Below are 22,450 nucleotides of genomic sequence, written 5' to 3'. Positions count from 1 at the left end.
TCCCCAGCAGAATGCTCGGACATTCTGCTGGAGCCGGCCCTTGAAAGCCCTCGACGAACTCACCTTCGATAACCGCTTCGACCGCCTGGGCGATGCGTTTTCCGCCCATGTGCTACCCGAGCCCATCGATAATCCGCGCCTGGTCGTGGCCAGCCCCGCCGCCATGGCGCTACTGGACCTCGACCCGGCCGAGGCCGAAACCCAGGAGTTCGCCGAACTGTTCAGCGGCCACAAGCTCTGGGCCGACGCGATTCCAAGGGCAATGGTCTATTCCGGGCATCAGTTCGGCTCCTACAACCCGCAACTGGGCGATGGTCGCGGCCTGTTGCTCGGCGAGGTGTACAACGAGGCCGGCGAACACTGGGACCTGCACCTCAAGGGCGCCGGCCAGACGCCGTTTTCACGCATGGGCGATGGCCGGGCGGTACTGCGCTCGTCGATCCGCGAATTCCTCGCCTCCGAAGCCCTGAATGCCCTGAACATCCCGACCACCCGCGCCCTGTGCGTGATCGGCTCCGATACCCCGGTGTGGCGCGAAAAGCAGGAGCGCGCGGCCATGGTCCTGCGCCTGGCGCCGAGCCATGTGCGTTTCGGGCACTTCGAATATTTCTACTACACCAAGCGCCCCGAGCAGCAGAAAGAGCTGGGTGATCACGTGCTGGCCATGCACTTCCCGCAGTGCCTGGAACAACCGGAGCCGTACCTGGCGATGTTCCGCGAAGTGGTGGAGCGCAATGCCGAACTGATTGCCAAGTGGCAGGCCTATGGCTTCTGCCACGGGGTGATGAACACCGACAACATGTCGATCCTGGGCATCACCTTCGATTTCGGCCCGTTCGCCTTCCTCGACGATTTCGACGCCAACTTCATCTGTAACCACTCCGACGACCAGGGTCGTTACTCCTTCAGCAACCAGGTGCCGATTGGCCAGTGGAACCTCAGCGCGTTGGCCCAGGCACTGACGCCGTTCATCAGCGTCGAAGCCCTGCGCGAAACCCTCGGCCTGTACCTGCCGCTGTTCCAGGCCCATTACCTGGACCTGATGCGCCGCCGCCTCGGCCTGACCACGGCGGAGGATGACGACCAGAATTTGCTGGAGAACCTGCTGCAACTGATGCAAAACAGCGGCGTCGACTACAGCCTGTTTTTCCGCCGTTTAGGTGATGAAGCACCGGAACAGGCCATCACCCGCCTGCGTGACGACTTCGTCGACCTCAAGGGCTTTGACGCCTGGGGCGAACTCTACGTCGCCCGAGTGGCCCGTGACGGTACGCTTGATCAAGAGCAGCGCCAACAGCGGATGCATGCGGTCAATCCGCTGTACATCCTGCGCAACTACCTGGCGCAAAAGGCCATCGAGGCAGCGCAGAGCGGCGACTACTCGGAAGTCCGTCGGCTGCACGCTGTGCTGAGCAACCCGTTCGAGGAACAACCCGGGATGGAAAGCTATGCCGAGCGACCACCGGAATGGGGCAAGCATCTGGAGATCAGTTGTTCGTCGTGAGGCGGGTCAGATAAAGACCTCTGCCGACACACCAAAGCGCTCGGCCAGCCAGCGGATCTGTCGCAAGTTGAGCTGGCGCTTGCCGCTCAGGATCTCGGAAACCACAGACTGAGGGCCGATGCCAGGCAGGTCACTCTGACTCAGGCCGTGTTCACGCATCAAGTAGCCAAGAACCTCGACCCCGCTAGGCTTCGGCATCGGGTGATGCTTATGGTCCCACTCCTCAATCCAGTCACCGATGATATCCACCAGACTCATCAGCGGGTGGGACTCATCATCGCCGGTCATCTCGAGCAACTCGTCCAGCGCATGCGCCAGCAGGTCATAGTCATCTTCGCTTTTCGGCTTTCGAAGCAGCGGTGAGACGAATTCCCAGTGCTCGGCAACTCTTTTGATCAGGACACTCATGCTCTTTCCTCCTTCCATTTGCCGCGGTCATATTCGCGGTGATCCAGCACATGCTTGATATAAAGCTTTTGCGATCGATATCTGACAAAAGCTATCAGCCGCAACTTGTTGCCACCGATATCGAAAACATGAAACTCACCTACCTTGTCGACAGCAGGGAATGTGGCTCTCATCGCCGCAAAATCCGGCGGTTTGCTTCCTTTGGCTAATTGATACCAATGATCCAGCGCGTTGGCTGCCATTGGCCATTTGGCCTTGGCTTCACGTACTCTTTTTTCGGTGAGAACATGCATGCAACATCCTTATCGCATTTTGCTATGGTGAGTTAATCACAGATCAAAAATATCGCAAGTTGCGATAATCCTTGGCAGACCAGCGGTGTGGCTCGGCACGACCCAGCCTAGTTTCATTGCCGGACACTACTCGATTGAAAACATGAGCAAACGTCTCCAACTAAGTGTTATCAGCTTCCCATTGGATCTTGCTCATGACCGACCCACTCCTCATCCCCTGCCCCCACTGCAACGGCCTCAACCGCGTTCCCACCGAGCGCCTCGACGACCACCCGAAATGCGGGCGCTGCAAGGCCGAAGTCCTGCTGAACAAGCCGTTTGAATTGAAGCAAGGCGACTACGCCAGCCAGATCAAGGGCGATCTGCCGCTGCTGGTGGATGTGTGGGCGGACTGGTGTGGGCCGTGCAAGTCGTTTGCACCAGTGTTCGAGCAGGCGGCCGGGCAACTGGCGGGCAAGTGTCGGCTGGCCAAGCTGGACAGCGAGTCGAACCAGCAGTTGTCGGCGCAGTTGGGGATTCGCTCGATTCCGAGCCTGATCCTGTTCAAGAACGGCCGGGAAGTCGCCCGGCAGAGCGGGGCGTTCCCGTTGCCGCAACTGATGAGCTGGTTGCGTAGCCAGGGGATCTAAGGACTAGCCGAATCCCATGTGGGAGCGGGCTTGCTCGCGAAGGCGTCGTGTCAGTCAACTTAGATGTTGAATGTAACGGCCTCTTCGCGAGCAAGCCCGCTCCCACAAGGGGTTCTGTGTTGACAGCTAGAGTCAGGCGTTTTCCAGCAGGTTGTGCAGCTCGACAAATTGCTGGGTCAGCTTGTGCCGCGGGTCGAGATGAATCAGCGGCGTATTGGCCTGGTGGGATTCGCGCATGCGTACCGAGCTGGCCAGGTACACCGGCAACACCGGCAGGCCTTCGGCGATCAGCTCATCGAGCATTTGCTGGGGCAGGCTGGCGCGGGCCTGGAACTGGTTGACGACGATGCCTTCGACTTCCAGGCCTTCGTTATGGTCTTCCTTCAACTCTTCGATTTCCGCCATCAGGCCGTACAGTGCCTGGCGTGAAAAGCTGTCGCAATCGAAGGGAATCAACACACGATCGGCGGCAATCAACGCTGAAACCGCATAGAAGTTCAGCGCTGGCGGGGTATCGAGGTAAATCCGGTCGTAGTCTTCGCTCAGCTCTTCCAGCAACTTACGCAGCTTGTTGATCTTGTGCTTGGCTTCAAGCTTTGGCTGCAAGTCCGCCAGTTCGGCGGTGGCAGTAACAACGTGGAGGTTATCGAAGGGGGTTTCGTAGATGTCGACCTGATTCTTTTTGGAGAACGGCCCGGAAGACAGCGTCTGCTTGAAGAAATCGGCGATGCCCATCGGGATGTCCTTACCGGTGAGCCCCGTCAGGTACTGAGTGGAGTTGGCCTGGGCATCGAGATCCACCAACAAGGTGCGAAAGCCCTCGCTGGCACTGACTGCCGCCAGATTGCAGGCAATGCTCGATTTGCCAACACCACCTTTCTGATTGAACACCACGCGCCGCATGTCAAAACCTCCGTGTATCAAAGAATGACCGAGTGTAGTGGCCCACGGTATGGCTACGCTACCTCACCAGTGCAAGGACTACACAGTCAGTTGCCTTCTCTTGCTTGAAAAGCCCTGAACGGCTCGGTGATTCGACGCCAGAACCGACAGACGGAGTAAAATTTTGTGAATAATTACCAATCGTTCAATTTTTTGCGCGACGGTCGCTTCATCTTGCTGAGCAAAATGTAACCAGCATTTGCTACACGTTCCCGGCACCGGGATAATGCGCGCCACTCGGCGCCAAACGCCACGCAGGGTAAGTCCCGGCTCTCGGCCACTCCCCCGCGTCAAGTAAGCCCGTGAGGGTGGGATGAATGTCTGTGATCAACTTCAACATCGCCCAATGGCGCGCCTGGGCCCCGGGGCTTGAAAGTGTGAACGATTGGCAGGCCTGGTGCCGACAACCGGTCGTGCTGCCGGACAGCGATGCCGTTCCCGACGTTTCCTTTCTGCCGGCCATGCAGCGTCGGCGGCTCAGCCGTCTGGCGCGCATGGCATTCAGTGTCGGCTGGCCATTGGCCGAAGGTCGGCAGGATCTGCCATTGGTCTTTGTTTCCCGTCACGGCGAAACGCCCCGCACGATCGAGATTCTCAGCGATCTGGCCACCGATCAGCCACTGTCGCCAACCCGGTTCAGCTTGTCGGTGCATAACGCGATCATTGGCTTGTGGTCGATCATGCGTGGCGAAACCAGCGAAATGACCGCCCTGGCCGCCGCAGGCGATGGCCTGGAACATGGCATGCTCGAAGCTGCCGCGCTGCTGGCTGAAGGCGCTGGCGCGGTACTGCTGGTGGTCACCGAAGAGCGGCCGCCGGAGGCTTACTCAACCTGGATCGACGACGTGCCGCTTCCTTATGCCGTCGGCCTGCTGATCACGCCCGGCACCGACTGGCAGTTGTCCCTGAACAGCCCCTCGGATGCGTTGTCCAAATCCCGCTGGCCCCACGCGCTGAATCTGCTGTGTACGCTGCTCGGCCAGCAAACCAACTGCCAACATGCCTGGAAAAATCGTGTATGGACCTGGCAACGCAACCTGTGACCGAGAAAAACCGCGACGCCTACTACTGGCGCTTGCTGGCCACCGCCGCGAGCTTTGCCCTGTTCGGGCTGGGCGGGCTGTGCCTGCGCCTGGTGATTTTCCCTTTGCTGAACTGCCTGCCCGGCGACGCCCGGACCCATCGGCTGCGGGCCCGGCAAACGGTCAGCCGCTGTTTCTGGATTTTTGTGCGTTTCATGGCCCGTACCGGGGTGCTGACCTACAACATTGAAGGCGCGGAAAAACTCGGTCGTCCCGGGCAAATGATCATTGCCAATCACCCATCGCTGATCGACGTGGTCTTTCTGATCGGCCTGGTGCGTCACGCCAACTGCGTGGTCAAGCAAAGCCTCTGGGAAAATCCTTTCACCCGCGGACCACTGCGCTGCACCGAATACATCAGCAACGACGGCAGCATGGACATGCTCGACGCGGCTGCCGACGCGCTGAAAGACGGCCAGACCCTGATCATTTTCCCCGAAGGTACGCGCACCCAACCCGGCCAGGCACCGGCCTTTCATCGGGGAGGCGCGGCAATCGCCCTGCGTGGTGCGAAAATCCTCACCCCGGTCATTATCAAGGTCAGCCCGACTACATTGACCAAGGCCGAACCCTGGTATCGCATCCCCAAGCGGCGCGTGCACTTCAGTTTCCGGGTCGGGGCCGATATAGACCCACAGACCTTCGCCACGCAGGGGCCGGCTCCGCAGGCCTCGCGCAAGCTCAACGAACATCTACATTCTTACTTTATTAAGGAGCTCGCCGAAGATGAGCGATCTGCACCGTGATATCAAAATGCTTATCATCGACGCCCTTGGCCTCGAAGACATCAGTGCCGACGACATCGGCAATGACCAGATCCTGTTCGGCGAAGGCCTGGGCCTGGACTCGGTGGACGCCCTGGAACTGGGCCTGGCCATCCAGAAAAAATACGGCATCAAAATCGACGCCGATGCCAAGGACACACGTAATCACTTCAGTAACGTGGCGAGCCTTGCGGCGTTCGTCAGCGCAAAACAGGCAGCTTGAGACCGGACCATGCAAACTCGTGACGACATTTTCAACACCCTGCGCGATGCCTTGGTCGAGCTTTTCGAACTGGACCCGGAGCGTGTGAGCCTGGAATCCAACCTGTATCAGGACCTGGAAATCGACAGCATCGACGCGGTCGACCTGATTGATCACATCAAACGTCAGACCGGCAAGAAAATCGCCGCCGAAGAATTCAAATCGGTGCGTACCGTCAGTGACGTGGTCGAGGCGGTCTACCGTCTGGTTCAACCGGCCGCATGAATCGACTGATTGGCCTCGGCCTGCTGCTGGCGGGTCTTTTGTATCCCTTCGCAGTGTATTTCGGCATGGAGCATTTCGCCCCGTGGCAGTTCGGGCTGCTGCTGGGCGGACTGTGGCTGGCCCGGGCGCTGACTGGCAAACGACGGCCGGGCAGCCTGTGGATGGCCACGGTAGCCATTGTGTTCTGCCTGTTGCTGGCGCTGTTCGACAGCCCGGCGCTGTTGCGCTGGTATCCGGTGTTGATCAGCAGCTTCATGCTGGTGCTGTTCGGATCGAGCCTGACATTCGGCCCACCGATCGTTGAACGCCTGGCCCGGGTACGCGAGCCGCAATTGCCGGCCGAGGGCATTCGCTATACCCGTCAGGTGACCATCGCCTGGAGCGTTTTTTTTCTATGCAACGGTTTGTGTGCCGCCGCCCTGACCCTCTGGGCACCGCTGAGCTGGTGGACGCTGTACACCGGCCTGATTTCCTACGGATTGATAGGCCTGATGTTTGCCATTGAATGGCTCATACGACAAAGGGTACGAGGCCGCCCATGAATTGGATAAAACTTGAGCACCTGCTGCTCAAGGCTCAGCCGGAGCGCGCCGTAACGACCGCTCCGGCACTGGATCACGCCCGACTGTGCGAACAGGCGCTGCGCCTGGCCGCCGGCCTGCAAGCCCGGGGTGCACGGCAGATGGCCGTGCACCTTGAGGATGCCGCCGACCTGGCGATTGCCCTGCTCGGCGCCTGGCGTGCCGGGGTCAGCGTGCTGTTGCCGTCCGACCTGCAACCGCAGACCCGCCAACGCTGGTCAGGCGAAGTCGATCTGTGGCTGAGCGATCAGCCCGACGATGCACACATTGGCGACCTCCAACAACCGCCGCTCAGTGCCGCCGCCCTGGACCTGGACAACTGCCGACTCAGCCTGTGCACCTCCGGCTCCAGTGGCGAACCCAAGCGCATCGAAAAAAACCTGCGCCAACTGGCTAATGAAGTCGAAGCCCTGGAACAGCTGTGGGGCGCAGGCCTGGGCCCGGCGTGCATCATTGGCAGCGTCGCCACCCAGCACATCTACGGTCTGCTGTTCCGGGTGCTGTGGCCGCTGTGCGCTGGCCGCCCATTCGTACGTCGGCAGTTGGCCTTTCCAGAGGACCTGCAACGCGCAAGCCGCGAGTACCCGGCCTTCGCCTGGGTGGCCAGCCCGGCGCTGCTCAAGCGCATGGGCGACAACCTCGACTGGCCTGCGTTGAGCTCCGTACGCCGGGTGTTTTCCTCCGGCGGTGCATTGCCGGTCGAGGCCGCACAGAGCCTGCATGAGCGTCTGGGGCAATGGCCAACGGAAATTTTCGGCAGTTCGGAAACCGGTGGCATCGCCTGGCGTCAGGGCGCGGAACTCTGGCAGCCCTTTGCCGATGTCACGCTGACCCAAGACAGTGAGGGTGCGCTGCTGATCGCTTCGCCGTATTTGCCCAATGGCCAGGTCGAACACACTGCCGATGCCGCGCGCATCGCTGTCGATGGCCGCTTCGAATTGCTTGGGCGACTGGACCGGATCGTCAAGCTGGAAGAAAAACGCATCTCGCTGCCGATGCTGGAACAGGCGCTGACGGCCCATGAATGGGTCGTCGAAGCGCGGCTCGGTGTCGTTCAGGAAAACCGCGCCTCCCTTGGGGCGTTGTTGGTGCTGAGCGAGGCCGGTTTGCATGTGCTGCGCAATCAGGGCCGACGCAGCCTCACCGAGCAACTGCGCCAGCACCTGAGCCAACACTGCGAAGCCCTGGCCCTGCCAAGACGCTGGCGCCTGCTGCGACAACTGCCGCTGAACACTCAGGGCAAACTGCCCCAGGCCGACGTCGACGCCTTGCTGCTGGCGCCGCGCCCCAAATCGCCTGAGGTGCTGGAGCAAATCGAAAGCAATGGCGAGTGGAGCCTGCAACTGGCCGTGCCACCGGACCTGGCCTATTTCAGCGGGCATTTCCCCAAGGCGCCGGTGTTGCCTGGCGTGGTGCAGGTGGACTGGGCGCTGAGCCTGGGCCAGCAACTGATGAACCTGCCGAAAAAATTCGCCGGCATGGAAGTCTTGAAGTTCCAGCAACTGGTGCGCCCGGGGGATGAAATCCAGCTGCACCTGCGCTTCGACCCGGTGCGCGGCAAATTGTATTTCGCCTATCGCAACGAAACCGCCACCTGCTCCAGCGGGCGGATCTTGCTGGAGGCGGCGCATGCATGAGTTTGGAGAGTGCTGCGCACTCCTTCGCGAGCAAGCCCGCTCCCACAGGGGAGCTGTGTCGCTCACAAATCCAGTGTGGGAGCGACGGTGCGACGATTCGACCTGCTCGCGATGCAGACACCTCGGTCCTGCAGAGGTGAACCGACATGCATAGCCCCTGCGCCATCGTCCCGGTGTACAACCACGAAACAGCCATCACCACGGTGGTCGATGCGCTGATCGCCAGCCATCTGCCGTGCATTCTGGTGGACGATGCCAGCAGCCCGCGCTGCGCCAAGGTGCTGGATCGCCTGGCCCAACGTGAAATGGTTTACCTGATCCGTCTGGCCGAAAACCAGGGCAAGGGTGGCGCGGTCATGACCGGCTTGCGCGAAGCTTCGCGCCTGGGTTTCAGCCATGCCTTGCAGGTGGATGCCGATGGCCAGCACGATTTGCAGGACGTCCAACGCTTCATCGAACAGTCACGCTGCCACCCACAGGCGGTGATTTGCGGTTATCCGCAATATGACGCCAGCGTACCGAAAGGCCGCTTGTATGCGCGCTACCTGACTCACGTCATGGTCTGGATCAACACCCTGTCGCTGCAGATTCGCGACTCCATGTGCGGTTTTCGGGTTTACCCATTGCCACCGGTCCTGGCGTTGATCGAGTCAGCGAAAATCGGCAAGCGCATGGACTTCGACTCGGACATCCTGGTGCGCCTGTCCTGGCGCAATCAGCCGATGCACTGGTTGCAAACCAAAGTCCACTATCCGTTGGACGGCGTTTCGCATTTTCGGATGTTCCACGACAACGTGCTGATTTCCAGCATGCACACGCGGCTGTTCTTCGGCATGTTGCTGCGTGCGCCAGTGATCCTCTGGCGACGGTGGCGGGCATGAGCGCAGACAAGCAGCACTGGGCCGACCGCGAAGAACGGGGCAGTTTCTGGCTGATGAAGCTCACCGCGTTCGGCGCCAAAGTGCTGGGCCGTCGGGTACTGAGCCCAGTGTTGTATGGCATCGTGTTGTACTTTTTCCTGTTCGGCCGCAGCGCCCGACACAGTGCCTGGCAATACCAGCAACGCCTGACCGACTGGAGCGGGCGCAGCGAGTTACGCCCGAGCCATTGGCGGGTGTTCGGCCAGTTCATGGCTTTCGCCGATTCCATGCTCGACAAACTCGACGTATGGAACGGCAAGCTGAGCATCGAACAGATCGAGATCATCGACCCGGCGCTGCTGCGTGACCAGTTGCGCGGTGCCCGCGGGCAGATGCTGGTGGGCGCACACCTGGGCAATCTGGAAGTCTGCCGTGCACTGGCAGAGATCGGCGAAAAGGTCACGATGAACGTGCTGGTGCACACCAAACACGCCGAACAGTTCAATCGTTTACTGGGCGAAGCCGGGGCGACCAATTTGCGCCTGATCCAGGTCAGCGAACTGGACCCCGGGATCATGCTGCAACTGAGCGAGCGCCTGGAGCGTGGCGAGTGGCTGGCGATTGCCGGCGACCGCGTGCCGCTGCATGGCGGCCGCTGCGCGACCGTGGACTTCCTCGGTCATCCGGCCAGGTTCCCCCAGGGCCCGTGGCTGCTGGCCGGCCTGCTGAAATGCCCGGTCAACCTGCTGCTGTGCCTGAAAAAGCCCGACGGCGACTATCGACTGACCATTGAACCCTTCGCTGACGCAATCACCTGGAAGCGCAGCGACCGCGAACAGGTCATTCATCAGTGGGCCTCCCGCTACGCCGAACGCTTGGGTCACTATTGCCTCGAAGCGCCCCAACAATGGTTCAACTTTTACCCTTTCTGGAAGACCGATGACGACGCCAACGCTTGAGCCGGTAACCTTCGGCGAACGCCCTTTGCGCATTGAAGACGTGCTGGCACTGGCCAACCGCAAAGTGCCGACGCAGTTGCAAAGCGATCCCGCCTACCGCGAGCGCATCGCCAAGGGCGCGCGTTTTCTCGACTCGCTGCTGGACAAGGAAGGCGTGATCTACGGCGTGACCACCGGTTACGGCGATTCCTGCGTGGTCGCGGTGCCGTTGCATCACGTCGAGGCGCTGCCCCGTCATCTGTACACCTTCCACGGCTGCGGCCTGGGCAAACTGCTCGACGCCCAAGCCACCCGCGCGGTGCTGGCGGCGCGTTTGCAGTCGCTGTGCCATGGTGTTTCCGGAGTGCGAGTGGAGCTGCTGGAGCGCCTGCAGGCGTTCCTTGAACACGACATCCTGCCGCTGATTCCGGAGGAAGGCTCGGTGGGCGCCAGTGGTGATCTGACGCCGCTTTCGTACGTTGCCGCCACGCTGTCGGGCGAACGCGAGGTGATGTTCCGCGGCGAACGCCGGCAGGCTGCCGATGTGCACCGCGAACTTGGCTGGCAGCCACTGGTTTTGCGTCCGAAAGAAGCCCTGGCATTGATGAACGGCACTGCGGTGATGACCGGTCTGGCCTGCCTTGCCTACGCCCGCGCCGATTACCTGCTGCATCTGGCCACGCGCGTCACCGCGCTGAACGTGGTCGCGCTGCAAGGCAACCCGGAGCACTTCGACGAGCGCCTGTTCGCCGCCAAGCCTCACCCGGGGCAGATGCAGGTCGCCGCGTGGTTGCGCCAGGATCTGGCCATCGACGCACCGACTGCGCCGCTGCATCGCCTGCAAGACCGCTACTCCCTGCGCTGCGCCCCCCATGTACTGGGCGTACTGGCCGACAGCCTGAACTGGCTGCGTTCGTTCATCGAGATCGAACTCAATAGCGCCAACGACAACCCGATCATCGACGCCGAAGCCGAACGCGTGTTGCACGGCGGGCACTTCTACGGCGGCCACATCGCCTTCGCCATGGACAGCCTGAAAAACCTCGTGGCCAACGTCGCCGATCTGCTGGATCGGCAACTCGCGCTGCTCGTGGACGAGCGCTACAACCATGGCTTGCCGAGCAACCTGTCCGGCGCCACGGCCGACCGCGCCATGCTCAACCACGGCTTCAAGGCGGTGCAGATCGGCACCAGCGCCTGGACCGCCGAAGCGCTGAAGAACACCATGCCGGCCAGTGTTTTCTCGCGCTCCACCGAATGCCACAACCAGGACAAAGTCAGCATGGGCACCATCGCCGCCCGGGATGCGATCCGCGTGCTGGAACTCACCGAACAGGTGGCGGCCGCCACGCTGTTGGCGGCCAATCAGGGCGTCTGGCTGCGCGGCCAGGCCGAAGATGCACGCCCCCTGCCACCCGCTTTGGCCGCCATGCATGAAGCCTTGGCCAGGGACTTCTCACCGGTCATCGAAGACCGCGCGCTGGAAGGCGAATTGCGCCTGTGCCTGCAACGCATCGCCGAACAACACTGGAGGCTGCATGCGTAGCAAGGGATTTCTCTACACCGACACGGAAATCGTCGTACCGTTCTTTGATGTCGACAGCATGCACGTGGTCTGGCACGGCCATTACGTCAAATACCTGGAAGTCGCCCGCTGTGCGCTGCTGGACAAGATCGGCCACAACTACACGGCGATGAACGAATCCGGCTATGCCTGGCCGGTGATCGACCTGCAATTGCGCTACGTGCGCGGCGCGGTGTTCGGCCAGACACTCAACGTGCGCGCCAACCTGGTGGAGTGGGAGAACCGCCTGAAGATCAACTACCTGATCAGCGACCTGCAAACCGGTGAGCGCCTGACGCGGGCCATGTCGGTACAGGTGGCCGTCGACATCGCCAGCCGTGAGATGCAACTGACCTCGCCGAAGGTCTTCACCGACGCTGTTGAGAGGGCCCTGCCATGAGGTTCTACGTCCCCCGCTCCCCTGTAGGAGCGAGCTTGCTCGCGATGGTCGTGAACGATGACACTGGACATCTGACAATCCGCGGCGCCCTCAGGTTTTTCGCGAGCAAGCTCGCTCCTACAGTGTTCTGCGTGCTACTGGGCATTCCTGGACTGGCCCATGCCTTCGACCTGCAACAACTCAGCGATCAACTGGCCAGGCCCGAGGTGATCCACGGCAGTTTCATTCAGGAAAAACACCTGCGCGCCCTGCCTCAGCCGCTGACCAGCAAGGGCACGTTCGTGCTGGCAAAAAACCACGGCCTGTTGTGGCTGCTGAAAACGCCACTGCAACAGGACTATCGCATCACTGCCAAAGGCATTGCCCGGCGTGACGGCATAGTTTGGCAAATGCTGCCGGGCAAAAGCGCCGGTGCCGAGCAGAACCGTTTGTTCCTCGCCGTGCTGCAAGGTGACAGCAGTGGCCTGCAACGGGATTTCGAGCTGTCCCTGAGCGGCGACGCGCAGAACTGGAAGCTCACGCTGCTGCCGCGCTCGATGCTGCTCAAGCAGGTGTTCAACCAGATCAACATTACCGGCGCAGAACTGGTGCATAGCATCGAGCTGCTCGAGACCCAGGGCGACAGTACGTTGTTGCGCATGCATGACAGCACCAGCACGCAACCATTGAGCGACGCGGAGCAACATGACTTTGCCGAGTGAACGGTGGTTGCCACGGCTGTTCCTGCTCCTGCTACTGGCAGTACTGGCGCTCGCCGGTTGGCAATGGCGTGGCGCCGCGCCGTTGTCGGCCAACCTGATGGAACTGGTGCCCGGTACAGCGCCCGATGCCCTGGAACTGCGCGCCGAACAACGCATGCAAGAGCCGCTGAACCGCGAAATGCTGGTGCTGGTCGGCCACAGCGATCGCCAGCAGGCCGTCGCCATGGCGCAGACACTCGGCGAGCAATGGCAGGCCAGCGGCTTGTTCGAGAAGGTCCAGTGGACCCTGCAAGCCGACTTACCAGCACTGCGCACGCAGTTGCTGCAAGGTCGCCTGGCGATGCTCCAGGCGGCGGACCGACAACTGCTGATCGAGCACCCCGACACCTTTATCCAGCAACGGGTGCAGGCGTTGTTCGATCCGTTCAACGGTTACAGCCTGGTGCCCAGCCAGGACGACTGGCTGGGCCTGACCGGGCGCATCCAGAACAGCCAGCCGCAACGCGGTTCGGTGCAACTGGACATCGGCAGCGGCGCCCTGGTCGCCGATGCCGATGGCAAGAGCTGGGTGCTGCTGCGCGCGCGCACCACCGGCAACGCCTTCGACATGAATCTGCCGCTGCAAGTGGCCGACCTGCTCGAGCATAGCCGTGAAGAAGCCGCCCGGCACGACGTGCAACTGCTCGCCGCCAGCGGCCTGTTGTACGCGGCCAGCGGACAGCAGCAGGCCGCCCGGGAGATGACCTGGGTCGGTGGCGGTGCCACCGTGGGGATTTTGCTGTTGCTGCTGTTGGCCTTCCGGCGCTGGCGCGTCTTGCTGGCGTTCGTGCCGGTGCTGGTGGGCATGCTCTTCGGTGCGGTGGCCTGCGTGGCGTTGTTCGGCCATATGCACGTGATGACCCTGGTGCTGGGTTCGAGCCTGATCGGTGTTGCGGTCGATTACCCGCTGCATTACCTGTCCAAGAGCTGGAGCCTGAAACCCTGGCACAGCTGGCCGGCCCTGCGCCTGACCCTGCCCGGCTTGACCCTGAGCCTGATCACCAGCGGCATCGGTTATCTGGCCCTGGCCTGGACACCCTTCCCGGCGCTGACCCAGATTGCCGCATTCTCTGCCGCCGGTTTGCTCGGTGCCTATCTGTCCGCCGTGTGCCTGTTGCCGGCATTGCTCAAGGGCGTAGACCTGCGCCCGGCGCAGTGGCCATTGCGCATTTGCGAGCTTTTGCTGGACTGTCGTGAAGCGCTGCTCAAACAGCTGAAAACGCCTGTCTTGCTGGCGCTGCTGATCGCCTTTTGCGTCGGCGGCCTGTTGCAACTGGGCAGCAAAAACGACATCCGCCAGTGGATCAGCGCGCCGCAACAATTGACCGACGAAGCCCAGGCCATTGCACGGATCACCGGCTATCAACCCACCAGCCAGTTCTTCCTGATACGCGCTGCCAATCAGCAGCAGTTGCTCGAACGCCAAACCGCCTTGAGAGAGCGACTGGATCAATTGATTGGCCTGGAAAAGCTCCAGGGTTATCTGTCGCTCAATCAACTGGTCAGCCCGCCGAACGAACAGCAACAGGTGCGCGACGCGCTGAGCAAACTGCCTTCGTTCTGGCAACCCTTGCTCGACATCGGCGTACCGGCCGAGGCGCTGCAAGCGGAGCTTGCGAAGCTACAGGCATTGCCGACCGTGGACATCGACGCAGCGCTCGGCGGCCCGTTGGCAGAACCCTACCGGCCCCTGTGGCTGGGGCCGACCGATGACGGCGTGGCGGCGATGGTCAGCCTGCAAGGCATCAACAACCCGGCCCTGCTGCGGCTCCAGGGTGAGGACTTACCCGGCGTGACACTGGTGGATCGACTGGGTGAATTGAACAACGTCTTCGCGGCCACCCAAATCAGTGCTGCGGAACTGAAACTCGCCTCCTGTGTGTTGATCGTGCTGGTGCTGATCCTGCCATTCGGCCTCGGCGGCGCGTTGCGTATCGTGTCCCTGCCCCTGCTGGCGGCGTTGTGCAGCCTGGCCAGCCTCGGCTGGCTGGGGCAGCCGTTGACCCTGTTCAGCCTGTTCGGCCTGCTGCTGGTAACGGCGATCAGCGTCGATTACGCGATCCTGATGCGCGAACAGGTCGGCGGCGCGGCCGTGAGCCTGCTGGGCACCCTGCTGGCAGCGTTGACCACCTGGCTGTCGTTCGGTCTGTTGGCGGTGTCGAGTACCCCGGCGGTGAGCAACTTCGGACTGTCGGTGAGCCTGGGCCTGATCTTCAGCTTCCTGCTCGCGCCGTGGGCCGGTCGCCAGGTGCATGAGCCCACGGCCGTGGAGCGGGCAACATGATGGTCGTTCTGTTCTGGGCGATGGCGCTGGTGTTGTTCGCCGTGGCGACTCGCGTCGGCCGGCATTTCGGCCTGATTCCCATCGTCAGCCAGTTGTTGCTGGCGACCCTCGGCTTGCCGCTGTTGATGTACTTCTGGATCGAGCCCCAATGGCAATTGAGCGGTGCGTTGCTGGTGTCGCCGGGCTGGCTGAAGAACCTCTACAGCCTGAGCTTTGCCCTGTTGCTGGGCTACATCCTCAGCGATGTGATCGACCTGCAACTGGATCGCCAAAGCCTGAAAATCGCCCTGCCCAGTTTTTGCATTCCGTTTGCCTGCGGCCTGGCCACGGCGGTCTGGTTGCTGCCGGCGCAACCGTGGATCAGCTCGCTGGCCGTCGGCCTGTTGTTCGCCATCACCGCGATTCCGGTGTTGTACCTGTACCTGCGGCACATCGACTACCCGCCCGCCGCCACCCGGCGACTGGTGCAAACCGCGATCCTCATCGACCTCGCCTGCTGGACACTGTTCGGCATCGCCCAGGGCAGCCTGCACCTGAGCAGCCTGTTGCTGCCCTTGGCCGGCGCGTGCCTGCCGGTGCTGCTGCGATTACTCGGTTTGCGCCAGACATGGCTCTACAGCCTGAGCTTTTTCGCCCTGCTGGTCGTCGCTGAACACTTCAAGCTCAATGCGCTGATTTTCGGCATCGGCTATGTGTTGATCATGGCCGCGCTGAAAGCCCCACTGGTCCTCCCGTTGCCGGCCATGTGGATGGGCCGCTTGCAGACATACATCGCCATCCCGCTGATCCTCACGTTCGGCATTGTGCAGATCAACGTGCACAGCGCGATGGACAGCCTCGGCTGGGTGCAACTGGTCGCCCTGCTGCTGTTGCCGATGCTGAGCAAACTGCTGGGCAACTGGCTCGGCCTCGGCTGGGCCGGGGCCTCGTTCCAGGGTGCCAGCCGCTGGCGGGAAAGTGTGCTGCTGAACATCCGCGGCTTGAGCGAGATCGTTTTTCTCAACCTGCTGCTGCAACAGCAACTCATCAGCCCGCCGCTGTACTTTGCCCTGATGCTGATGGGCCTGATCGCTACACTGCTGCCAGCACTGACCGGCATGCACCGAATCCCCCTGAAAGCCGCTGTCCCGGCAAGGAGCCCCCATGCCAACCGTTGAAATGGAATGTCGTCAAGTCGTGGTCATCGGCGCCGGTCCATCCGGTGCCATCGCCGCCGCATTGCTCAAACGCAAGGGACACGATGTGCTGGTGATCGAGCGCCAGCATTTTCCACGGTTTTCCATCGGTGAAAGCCTGTTGGCCCACTGCCTGGATTTCATCGAAGAAGCGGGCATGCTCGACGCCGTCAACGCGGCCGGCTTCCAGCTGAAAACCGGTGCCGCGTTTGCCTGGGGCGAGCGCTACAGCGCGTTCGATTTCGGCGAGACGTTCAGTGACGGCAAATCGACGACGTTTCAGGTCCAGCGCGCCGATTTCGATAAGCTGCTGGCCGATCAGGCCGCGCTGCAAGGCGTGGAGATCCGCTATGGCGAAACCATCGTCCGCGTCGACATCGACCCCGGAAAACCGCAGCTCGGCGTGCGCCGCGAGGACGGTAGCGAGTACCGCGTCGAGGCCGGTTTCCTGCTCGATGCCAGTGGTTACGGCCGCGTGCTGCCGCGCTTGCTCGACCTCGAAGCGCCGTCGAACTTCCCGGTGCGTCAGGCCGTGTTCACTCACGTCGAAGACCGTATCGACCTCCCGGCCTTCGACCGCAGCAAGATCCTCGTGACCACTCATCCGACCCAGCGCGACGTATGGTTCTGGACCATCCCGTTCAGCAACGGGCGCTGCTCGGTCGGTGTGGTCGCGGCAGAGGAGCGTTTCGCCGGCCGCAGCGACAATCTGGACGAGTGCCTGCGCAGCTTTATCACCGAGACGCCAAGCCTGGCCAGCGTGTTGCAAAATGCGCAGTGGGACACAGAGGCCCGAACCATCGGTGGTTACTCGGCCAACGTCAAAACCCTGCACGGTCCGGGTTTCGCGCTGCTGGGCAATGCCGCGGAATTCCTCGACCCGGTATTCTCCTCCGGCGTGACCATCGCCATGCGTTCGGCGAGCATGGCCGCCGGGGTCTTGCACCGTCAGCTGCAAGGCGAAGCCGTCGACTGGCAAACCGAGTTCGCCGAACCGCTCAAGCGCGGCGTCGACACGTTCCGTTGCTATGTCGAAGGCTGGTACGCCGGGACCTTCCAGGACGTGATTTTCCATGAGGGCAGTTCTCCGGAAATCCGCGGGATGATCAGCTCCATACTTGCCGGATATGCCTGGGACCCAAGCAACCCGTTCGTCAGCGAAGCCAGGCGCCGGTTGAAGGTGATATCGGAGTTTTGTGCAATGGATGCGTCATGAACTACTTGAGCGACAAGTACGTAGAAGAAACCCGTTTCGGCTTGTGGTTCCTGCGCAGCCAGATCTGGCAACACTATGTGCTGCGGTTGGCGATCGACGATTTGCGCAGCCTGTTCAGCGAAACGCTACCGGTTAGCCCGGTGCTGCTGGATGCCGGTTGTGGCCAGGGCAAGTCATTCCCGCTGCTGCGCCAGGCCTTTGCGCCCGGTCGCCTGATTGGCGTCGATGCTGATCCCCAGAGCCTGGACCAGAGCCGCGCAGAAGCAGCCCGCCAGGGCATGGAAGTGGAGTTGATCGGCGGCGACTGTGCCAGCCTGAACTTGCCGGACGCCAGTATCGACCTGCTGTTCTGTCACCAGACCTTCCATCATCTGGTGGAGCAGGAACAGGCACTGGCCGAGTTCTACCGCGTGCTCAAACCCGGCGGTTATCTGCTGTTCGCCGAATCCACCGAGGCTTACATTGATACCTGGGTGATCCGCTGGTTGTTCCGCCACCCCATGCACGTGCAGAAAAGCGCTGCGCAGTACCTGCAAATGATTCACCAGCAGGGCTTCGAATTTACCGCGCAAAACGTGTCTTATCCGTACCTGTGGTGGAGTCGCGCCAAGGATTTCGGCCTGCTCGAACACTTGGGTGTGTGCAAGCCAAAACCCTTTGGCCAACGGGAAGAAACCCTGGTCAATGTGGTGGCGCGCAAACCTTTTGAAGGAACTGTGTGATGTTCATTGCCAACCGCTCGAAGCACCAAACCTGTGGGAGCGGGCTTGCTCGCGAAAGCGGTGGGTCAGCCAGCGGATATGCCGGATTTGCCGCCGCCATCGCGAGCAAGCTCGCTCCCACAGGGGTAGTCGGTGCATTTCGATTTCTGTTAATCGCCGCAACCCTGATGCTGAGCGCCTGCGCCGGCCGGGCGCCGCTGCCCGTGCACAATCCGGATCTGCCGCTGCCGCTGCAATTGCACATCCAGCGTGGGCAGGCCGACGAACGCGAGGACTGGGTGCTGGTGATCCAGCGTGAAGAGTCAGGTATCCGTTGGTCGATGATGGACCTGTTGGGCATTCCCCAGGCCCGCCAGAAATTGATCGATAAAACCTGGGAGTCCGATGGTTTATTACCGCCCAATCCGCGAGCCCGGGAGCTGTTCGCGGCGCTGCTGTTTGCGCTGACGCCGCAAGATGAACTGGCGGCCAATTATCCCGGCGCCTGGCAGCACGGCAGGCAACGGTACCTGCCCGAGCGCTGGGACATCCGCTACGCACAACCGCAGAATTTTGAATTGAAGCTACCGCGTGGTCCGAGCTATCAAGTCACCCCCCTGAGCGGTGAAACGCCATGACGGCCTACCTCAACGCCCTCGGATTGGTCTGCGCGCTGGGCCGGGACAAGCAGGAAGTTGCCCGCAACCTGTTTGCCGGCGACTGCGGCGGCATGCGCGAACAAGCCGGGTGGGTGCCGCAACGCACGCTGCCGGTCGGTGCGGTCCAGGGCAAACTGGCAACCCTTCCAGCCGAGATGTCGCGCCATCAAAGTCGCAACAATCAGTTGTTGCTGGAAGCCTCGCTGCAAATCCGCCCGGACATCGACAGCGCGATCCAGACCTACGGCCGCGACCGCATCGGTGTGGTGCTGGGCACCAGCACCTCGGGCATCGACGAGGCCAGCCAGGGCCTGGCGCATTACCTGCGCGAAAAGCAGTTCCCTGCCGAGTACGACTATCAGCAACAGGAACTCGGGGCACCGGCGAACTTCCTCGCCGAGTGGCTGCAATTGAGCGGGCCGGCCTATGTCATTTCCACGGCTTGCACCTCCAGCGCCCGGGCCTTGATGAGCGCCCAGCGACTATTGGACCTGGGCATTTGCGACGCGGTGCTGTGTGGCGGTGTCGACACCTTGTGCAAACTGACCCTCAACGGTTTCTCGGCGCTGGAAGCAGTCTCGGAACAACGTTGCAATCCGTTTTCGGTGAACCGCAACGGCATCAACATTGGCGAAGCGGCGGTGCTGTTCCTGATGACCAAGCGTGCAGGCGACAGCCAAGCGATTGCCCTGCTCGGCAGCGGCGCCAGTTCCGATGCGCATCACATCTCCGCCCCGGAGCCGACCGGGCGTGGCGCCCTGCAAGCGATGCGCAAAGCCTTGGGCCGCGCCAACCTGCAACCGAAGCAGATCGCTTATCTGAACCTGCACGGCACCGCCACCCAGCACAACGACGCCATGGAAAGCCAGGCCGTGGCGACGCTGTTCCCGGCCGGCGTGCCCTGTTCGTCGAGCAAACCCATGACCGGTCACACCCTCGGTGCCGCCGGGGCGCTGGAAGCGGCGTTCTGCTGGTTGAGCCTGAGCCCGGACAATCGCGAGCATGCCCTGCCGCCGCACGTCTGGGACGGACAGCCCGACCCCGAACTGCCACCGCTGCAATGGGTGACCCCAGCCACGCGCCTGACGTCCATTGCACCCCGCTACCTGATGAGCAATTCCTTTGCCTTCGGTGGCAACAACGTCAGCCTGATTATCGGAGACGCCCCATGATTGACTGGCCGCTCGCCGAATTGCTGCCACACGCTGGCGATATGATCCTTATCGACCGGATCCTGGCGTTCGATGAAGAGCAGATTCACACGCGCCTGACCGTCAAGCCCGATGGCCTGTTCAATCTCCCCGACGGCAGCCTGCCGGCCTGGGTCGGCATCGAACTGATGGCCCAGAGCGTGGCCGCCTTCGCCGGTTGCCATGCGCGCCAGCGCGGTGATGCGGTGGAATTGGGTTTCCTGCTCGGCAGCCGCAAATTCGAATGCAACGTCGAAAGTTTTCCGGCCGGCACCGAGTTGACCATCCACGGGATTCGCTCCCTGGAAGACGATAACGGCATGGGCGTGTTCGAGTGCCACATCAACGCCCCCGGCATACACGTCACCGCCCGTCTGAACGTGTTCCGCCCACCCCAGGCCGCTCAATATCTCCATGAACCCGAAGGAGTTCAGTGATGACTGAATCCGTACTGGTCACCGGTTCCAGCCGTGGCATCGGCCGCGCCATCGCCTTGCGCCTGGCCCAGGCCGGGCACGACATCGTGTTGCATTGCCGCAGCGGCCTGGCCGACGCCGAAGCCGTCAAGGCCGAAGTCGAGGCTTTGGGCCGTCGTGCGCGCATCCTGCAGTTCGACGTGTCCGACCGCGCCCGCAGCAAGGAAATTCTCGAGGCCGACGTGGAAACCCACGGCGCCTATTACGGCGTGGTGCTCAATGCCGGCCTGACCCGCGACGGAGCCTTTCCGGCCCTGAGCGAGGACGATTGGGATGTGGTGATGCGCACCAACCTCGACGGTTTCTACAACGTGCTGCACCCGGTGATGATGCCGATGATCCGTCGTCGCGCCGCCGGGCGGATTGTCTGCATCACTTCGGTGTCGGGGCTGATCGGCAACCGTGGCCAGGTCAACTACAGTGCCTCCAAGGCTGGGTTGATCGGCGCGGCCAAGGCATTGGCGATCGAGCTGGGCAAGCGCAAAATCACCGTTAACTGTGTCGCACCCGGCCTGATCGACACAGCCATGCTCGACGAAAACGTGCCGGTGGAAGAACTGATGAAAATGATCCCCGCACAACGCATGGGCACCCCTGAAGAGGTGGCCGGCGCGGTGAATTTCCTGATGTCGGCGGAAGCCTCGTACATCACCCGGCAGGTTCTGGCCGTCAACGGAGGCCTGTGCTGATGAAGCGCGTCGTCGTCACCGGCATGGCCGGCATCACCTCACTGGGCAGCGACTGGGAGACCATCGCCGGCAACTTCGCGGCCAACCGCAGCGGCATCCGCCGGATGGACGAGTGGGATCGGTTTACCGAGCTCAACACGCGTCTGGCTGGCCCCATCGATGACTTCAAGGTGCCGAGCCACTGGACCCGCAAGCAACTGCGCAGCATGGGCCGGGTCTCGCGGCTTGCCGTGGGCGCTGCCGAGCAAGCATTGGCCGACGCCGGTCTGTTGGGCGACGAGTCGATCAAGGACGGGCGCATGGGCGTTGCCTGCGGCTCCTCCACCGGCAGCACCGACGAGATCAAGGCGTTCGGCAACATGCTGCTCAACTCGGTGGCCGAGGGCCTCAACGCCAACTCCTACGTGCGCATGATGCCGCACACCACGGCAGCCAATATCAGCATCTTCTTCGGCCTCACCGGTCGCCTGATCCCGACGTCCAGCGCCTGCACCAGCGGCAGCCAGGGCATCGGCTATGCCTACGAGGCGATCAAGTTCGGGCGCCTGCCGCTGATGCTCGCCGGCGGCGCCGAGGAACTGTGCCCGACCGAAGCCATGGTCTTCGACGCGCTCTACGCCACCAGCCTGAAAAACGACACCCCACAACGCAGCCCACGCCCTTACGACACCGCTCGCGACGGCCTGGTGATCGGCGAAGGCGGCGGCATGCTGGTGCTCGAAGAACTGGAACACGCCCTGGCCCGTGGCGCGCGCATCCATGCCGAGATCGTCGGTTTCGGCAGCAACGCCGACGGCCAGCACACCACCCGTCCCGAACAAGTCACCATGCGCCGGGCCATGGAACTGGCCCTGGAAGACGCCGGGCTGAAGCCGTCGGATATCGGCTACGTCAACGGCCATGGCACCGCCACGGAACAGGGCGACATCGCCGAAACCCTGGCCACCAGCAGCCTGTTCGGCGAACACATGCCGATCAGTTCGCAGAAAAGCTTCCTCGGCCACACCCTCGGCGCCTGTGGTGCGCTGGAGTCCTGGTTCAGCATTGAAATGATGAACCGCGACCTCTATGCGCACACCTTCAACCTCGACGAAGTCGACCCGCATTGCGGCAAGCTCGACTACTTGCGCGGCGAGTTTCGTCAGATGAAAAATCAGTACGTGATGAACAATAATTTTGCGTTTGGCGGGGTGAATACTTCGCTGATTTTCAAGCGCTGGTCGTAACCTAA

General features: G+C 62.0%; 25 protein-coding genes. 22 read left to right on the top strand and 3 right to left on the bottom strand.

Features of this window, described 5'->3' with window-relative positions:
• The first annotated feature begins 40 nt into the window (after nt 1-40).
• A complete protein-coding gene (gene selO, locus KGB28_RS20340; RefSeq protein ID WP_223447497.1) occupies nt 41-1,504 on the top strand; it encodes a protein adenylyltransferase SelO in 1,464 nt (487 codons plus the stop codon).
• 6 nt (nt 1,505-1,510) lie between these two features.
• Here selO and KGB28_RS20335 read toward each other — a convergent pair whose 3' ends face one another.
• Together KGB28_RS20335 and KGB28_RS20330 are read right to left on the bottom strand one after the other, a co-directional pair.
• A complete protein-coding gene (locus KGB28_RS20335; RefSeq protein WP_223447495.1) occupies nt 1,511-1,912 on the bottom strand; it encodes a type II toxin-antitoxin system HigA family antitoxin in 402 nt (133 codons plus the stop codon).
• Nucleotides 1,909-2,205: a type II toxin-antitoxin system HigB family toxin gene (locus KGB28_RS20330; RefSeq protein WP_108216275.1), complete on the bottom strand. Its 297-nt coding sequence runs from the start codon at nt 2,203-2,205 to the stop codon at nt 1,909-1,911. Before KGB28_RS20330 ends, KGB28_RS20335 begins: the two co-directional genes overlap by 4 nt.
• Before the next feature lie 194 nt (nt 2,206-2,399).
• Here KGB28_RS20330 and trxC point away from each other — a divergent pair, with 194 nt between their 5' ends.
• On the top strand, nt 2,400-2,834 hold the full coding sequence (gene trxC / locus KGB28_RS20325; protein WP_223447493.1) for a thioredoxin TrxC: 435 nt from the start codon (nt 2,400-2,402) through the stop codon (nt 2,832-2,834).
• Nucleotides 2,835-2,966: 132 nt separating this feature from the next.
• Here trxC and KGB28_RS20320 read toward each other — a convergent pair whose 3' ends face one another.
• Nucleotides 2,967-3,737 (bottom strand): ParA family protein, encoded by a 771-nt coding sequence (locus tag KGB28_RS20320; protein WP_223447491.1) that lies wholly within the window; start codon nt 3,735-3,737, stop codon nt 2,967-2,969.
• A gap of 356 nt (nt 3,738-4,093) precedes the next feature.
• On the opposite strand from KGB28_RS20320, the gene KGB28_RS20315 reads away from it, so the two are divergent.
• The 20 genes from KGB28_RS20315 to KGB28_RS20220 all read left to right on the top strand — a co-directional run bounded on the left by KGB28_RS20315 (nt 4,094) and on the right by KGB28_RS20220 (nt 22,445).
• Nucleotides 4,094-4,819, top strand: coding sequence for a beta-ketoacyl synthase chain length factor (locus KGB28_RS20315; protein WP_223447489.1), 726 nt, complete (start codon nt 4,094-4,096; stop codon nt 4,817-4,819).
• The gene (locus tag KGB28_RS20310) at nt 4,795-5,604 is read left to right on the top strand and encodes a lysophospholipid acyltransferase family protein (RefSeq protein ID WP_223447487.1); all 810 of its coding nucleotides are present in this window, start codon (nt 4,795-4,797) and stop codon (nt 5,602-5,604) included. The genes KGB28_RS20315 and KGB28_RS20310 overlap by 25 nt, the downstream gene beginning before the upstream one ends.
• On the top strand, nt 5,585-5,845 hold the full coding sequence (locus tag KGB28_RS20305) for a phosphopantetheine-binding protein (protein ID WP_223447485.1): 261 nt from the start codon (nt 5,585-5,587) through the stop codon (nt 5,843-5,845). Before KGB28_RS20310 ends, KGB28_RS20305 begins: the two co-directional genes overlap by 20 nt.
• A 9-nt stretch (nt 5,846-5,854) precedes the next feature.
• Entirely contained in the window at nt 5,855-6,109 is a 255-nt protein-coding gene (locus tag KGB28_RS20300; protein WP_007992314.1) for an acyl carrier protein, read from the top strand.
• Nucleotides 6,106-6,651, top strand: a complete 546-nt coding sequence (locus KGB28_RS20295; RefSeq protein ID WP_046039701.1) for a membrane protein — start codon at nt 6,106-6,108, stop codon at nt 6,649-6,651. Before KGB28_RS20300 ends, KGB28_RS20295 begins: the two co-directional genes overlap by 4 nt.
• Nucleotides 6,648-8,327: an acyl-CoA synthetase family protein gene (locus KGB28_RS20290; RefSeq protein ID WP_223447483.1), complete on the top strand. Its 1,680-nt coding sequence runs from the start codon at nt 6,648-6,650 to the stop codon at nt 8,325-8,327. The genes KGB28_RS20295 and KGB28_RS20290 overlap by 4 nt, the downstream gene beginning before the upstream one ends.
• A gap of 146 nt (nt 8,328-8,473) precedes the next feature.
• Nucleotides 8,474-9,208 (top strand): glycosyltransferase family 2 protein, encoded by a 735-nt coding sequence (locus KGB28_RS20285; protein WP_223447481.1) that lies wholly within the window; start codon nt 8,474-8,476, stop codon nt 9,206-9,208.
• Nucleotides 9,205-10,146, top strand: coding sequence for a glycosyl transferase (locus KGB28_RS20280; protein WP_223447479.1), 942 nt, complete (start codon nt 9,205-9,207; stop codon nt 10,144-10,146). The genes KGB28_RS20285 and KGB28_RS20280 overlap by 4 nt, the downstream gene beginning before the upstream one ends.
• On the top strand, nt 10,127-11,671 hold the full coding sequence (hutH, locus tag KGB28_RS20275) for a histidine ammonia-lyase (RefSeq protein ID WP_223447477.1): 1,545 nt from the start codon (nt 10,127-10,129) through the stop codon (nt 11,669-11,671). The genes KGB28_RS20280 and hutH overlap by 20 nt, the downstream gene beginning before the upstream one ends.
• On the top strand, nt 11,664-12,089 hold the full coding sequence (locus KGB28_RS20270) for an acyl-CoA thioesterase (RefSeq protein ID WP_223447475.1): 426 nt from the start codon (nt 11,664-11,666) through the stop codon (nt 12,087-12,089). Before hutH ends, KGB28_RS20270 begins: the two co-directional genes overlap by 8 nt.
• Nucleotides 12,086-12,790 carry an outer membrane lipoprotein carrier protein LolA gene (locus KGB28_RS20265; RefSeq protein ID WP_223447473.1) on the top strand — a complete coding sequence of 235 codons (705 nt, stop codon included), beginning with the start codon at nt 12,086-12,088 and terminating at the stop codon, nt 12,788-12,790. Before KGB28_RS20270 ends, KGB28_RS20265 begins: the two co-directional genes overlap by 4 nt.
• The gene (locus tag KGB28_RS20260) at nt 12,774-15,113 is read left to right on the top strand and encodes an MMPL family transporter (RefSeq protein ID WP_223447471.1); all 2,340 of its coding nucleotides are present in this window, start codon (nt 12,774-12,776) and stop codon (nt 15,111-15,113) included. Before KGB28_RS20265 ends, KGB28_RS20260 begins: the two co-directional genes overlap by 17 nt.
• Nucleotides 15,110-16,270 carry a sodium:proton antiporter gene (locus KGB28_RS20255; RefSeq protein ID WP_223447468.1) on the top strand — a complete coding sequence of 387 codons (1,161 nt, stop codon included), beginning with the start codon at nt 15,110-15,112 and terminating at the stop codon, nt 16,268-16,270. The genes KGB28_RS20260 and KGB28_RS20255 overlap by 4 nt, the downstream gene beginning before the upstream one ends.
• The gene (locus KGB28_RS20250; protein WP_223447466.1) at nt 16,257-17,504 is read left to right on the top strand and encodes an NAD(P)/FAD-dependent oxidoreductase; all 1,248 of its coding nucleotides are present in this window, start codon (nt 16,257-16,259) and stop codon (nt 17,502-17,504) included. The genes KGB28_RS20255 and KGB28_RS20250 overlap by 14 nt, the downstream gene beginning before the upstream one ends.
• Nucleotides 17,501-18,226 (top strand): class I SAM-dependent methyltransferase, encoded by a 726-nt coding sequence (locus tag KGB28_RS20245; RefSeq protein WP_223447464.1) that lies wholly within the window; start codon nt 17,501-17,503, stop codon nt 18,224-18,226. Before KGB28_RS20250 ends, KGB28_RS20245 begins: the two co-directional genes overlap by 4 nt.
• Nucleotides 18,226-18,843 (top strand): hypothetical protein, encoded by a 618-nt coding sequence (locus KGB28_RS20240; protein ID WP_223447462.1) that lies wholly within the window; start codon nt 18,226-18,228, stop codon nt 18,841-18,843. Before KGB28_RS20245 ends, KGB28_RS20240 begins: the two co-directional genes overlap by 1 nt.
• Nucleotides 18,840-20,036, top strand: coding sequence for a beta-ketoacyl-[acyl-carrier-protein] synthase family protein (locus tag KGB28_RS20235; protein ID WP_223447460.1), 1,197 nt, complete (start codon nt 18,840-18,842; stop codon nt 20,034-20,036). The genes KGB28_RS20240 and KGB28_RS20235 overlap by 4 nt, the downstream gene beginning before the upstream one ends.
• Complete coding sequence (locus KGB28_RS20230) at nt 20,033-20,491, top strand: hotdog family protein (RefSeq protein WP_223447458.1); 459 nt, start codon at nt 20,033-20,035, stop codon at nt 20,489-20,491. Before KGB28_RS20235 ends, KGB28_RS20230 begins: the two co-directional genes overlap by 4 nt.
• The gene (gene fabG, locus KGB28_RS20225; protein ID WP_223447456.1) at nt 20,491-21,219 is read left to right on the top strand and encodes a 3-oxoacyl-ACP reductase FabG; all 729 of its coding nucleotides are present in this window, start codon (nt 20,491-20,493) and stop codon (nt 21,217-21,219) included. Before KGB28_RS20230 ends, fabG begins: the two co-directional genes overlap by 1 nt.
• The gene (locus KGB28_RS20220) at nt 21,219-22,445 is read left to right on the top strand and encodes a beta-ketoacyl-ACP synthase (RefSeq protein WP_223447454.1); all 1,227 of its coding nucleotides are present in this window, start codon (nt 21,219-21,221) and stop codon (nt 22,443-22,445) included. Before fabG ends, KGB28_RS20220 begins: the two co-directional genes overlap by 1 nt.
• Nucleotides 22,446-22,450: the final 5 nt, after the last annotated feature.

The sequence above is a fragment of the Pseudomonas sp. BF-R-19 genome (genome assembly GCF_019956445.1).
Classification (GTDB): Bacteria; Pseudomonadota; Gammaproteobacteria; order Pseudomonadales; family Pseudomonadaceae; genus Aquipseudomonas; species Aquipseudomonas fluorescens_BH.
This window is presented reverse-complemented; position numbering and strand designations above follow the sequence as displayed.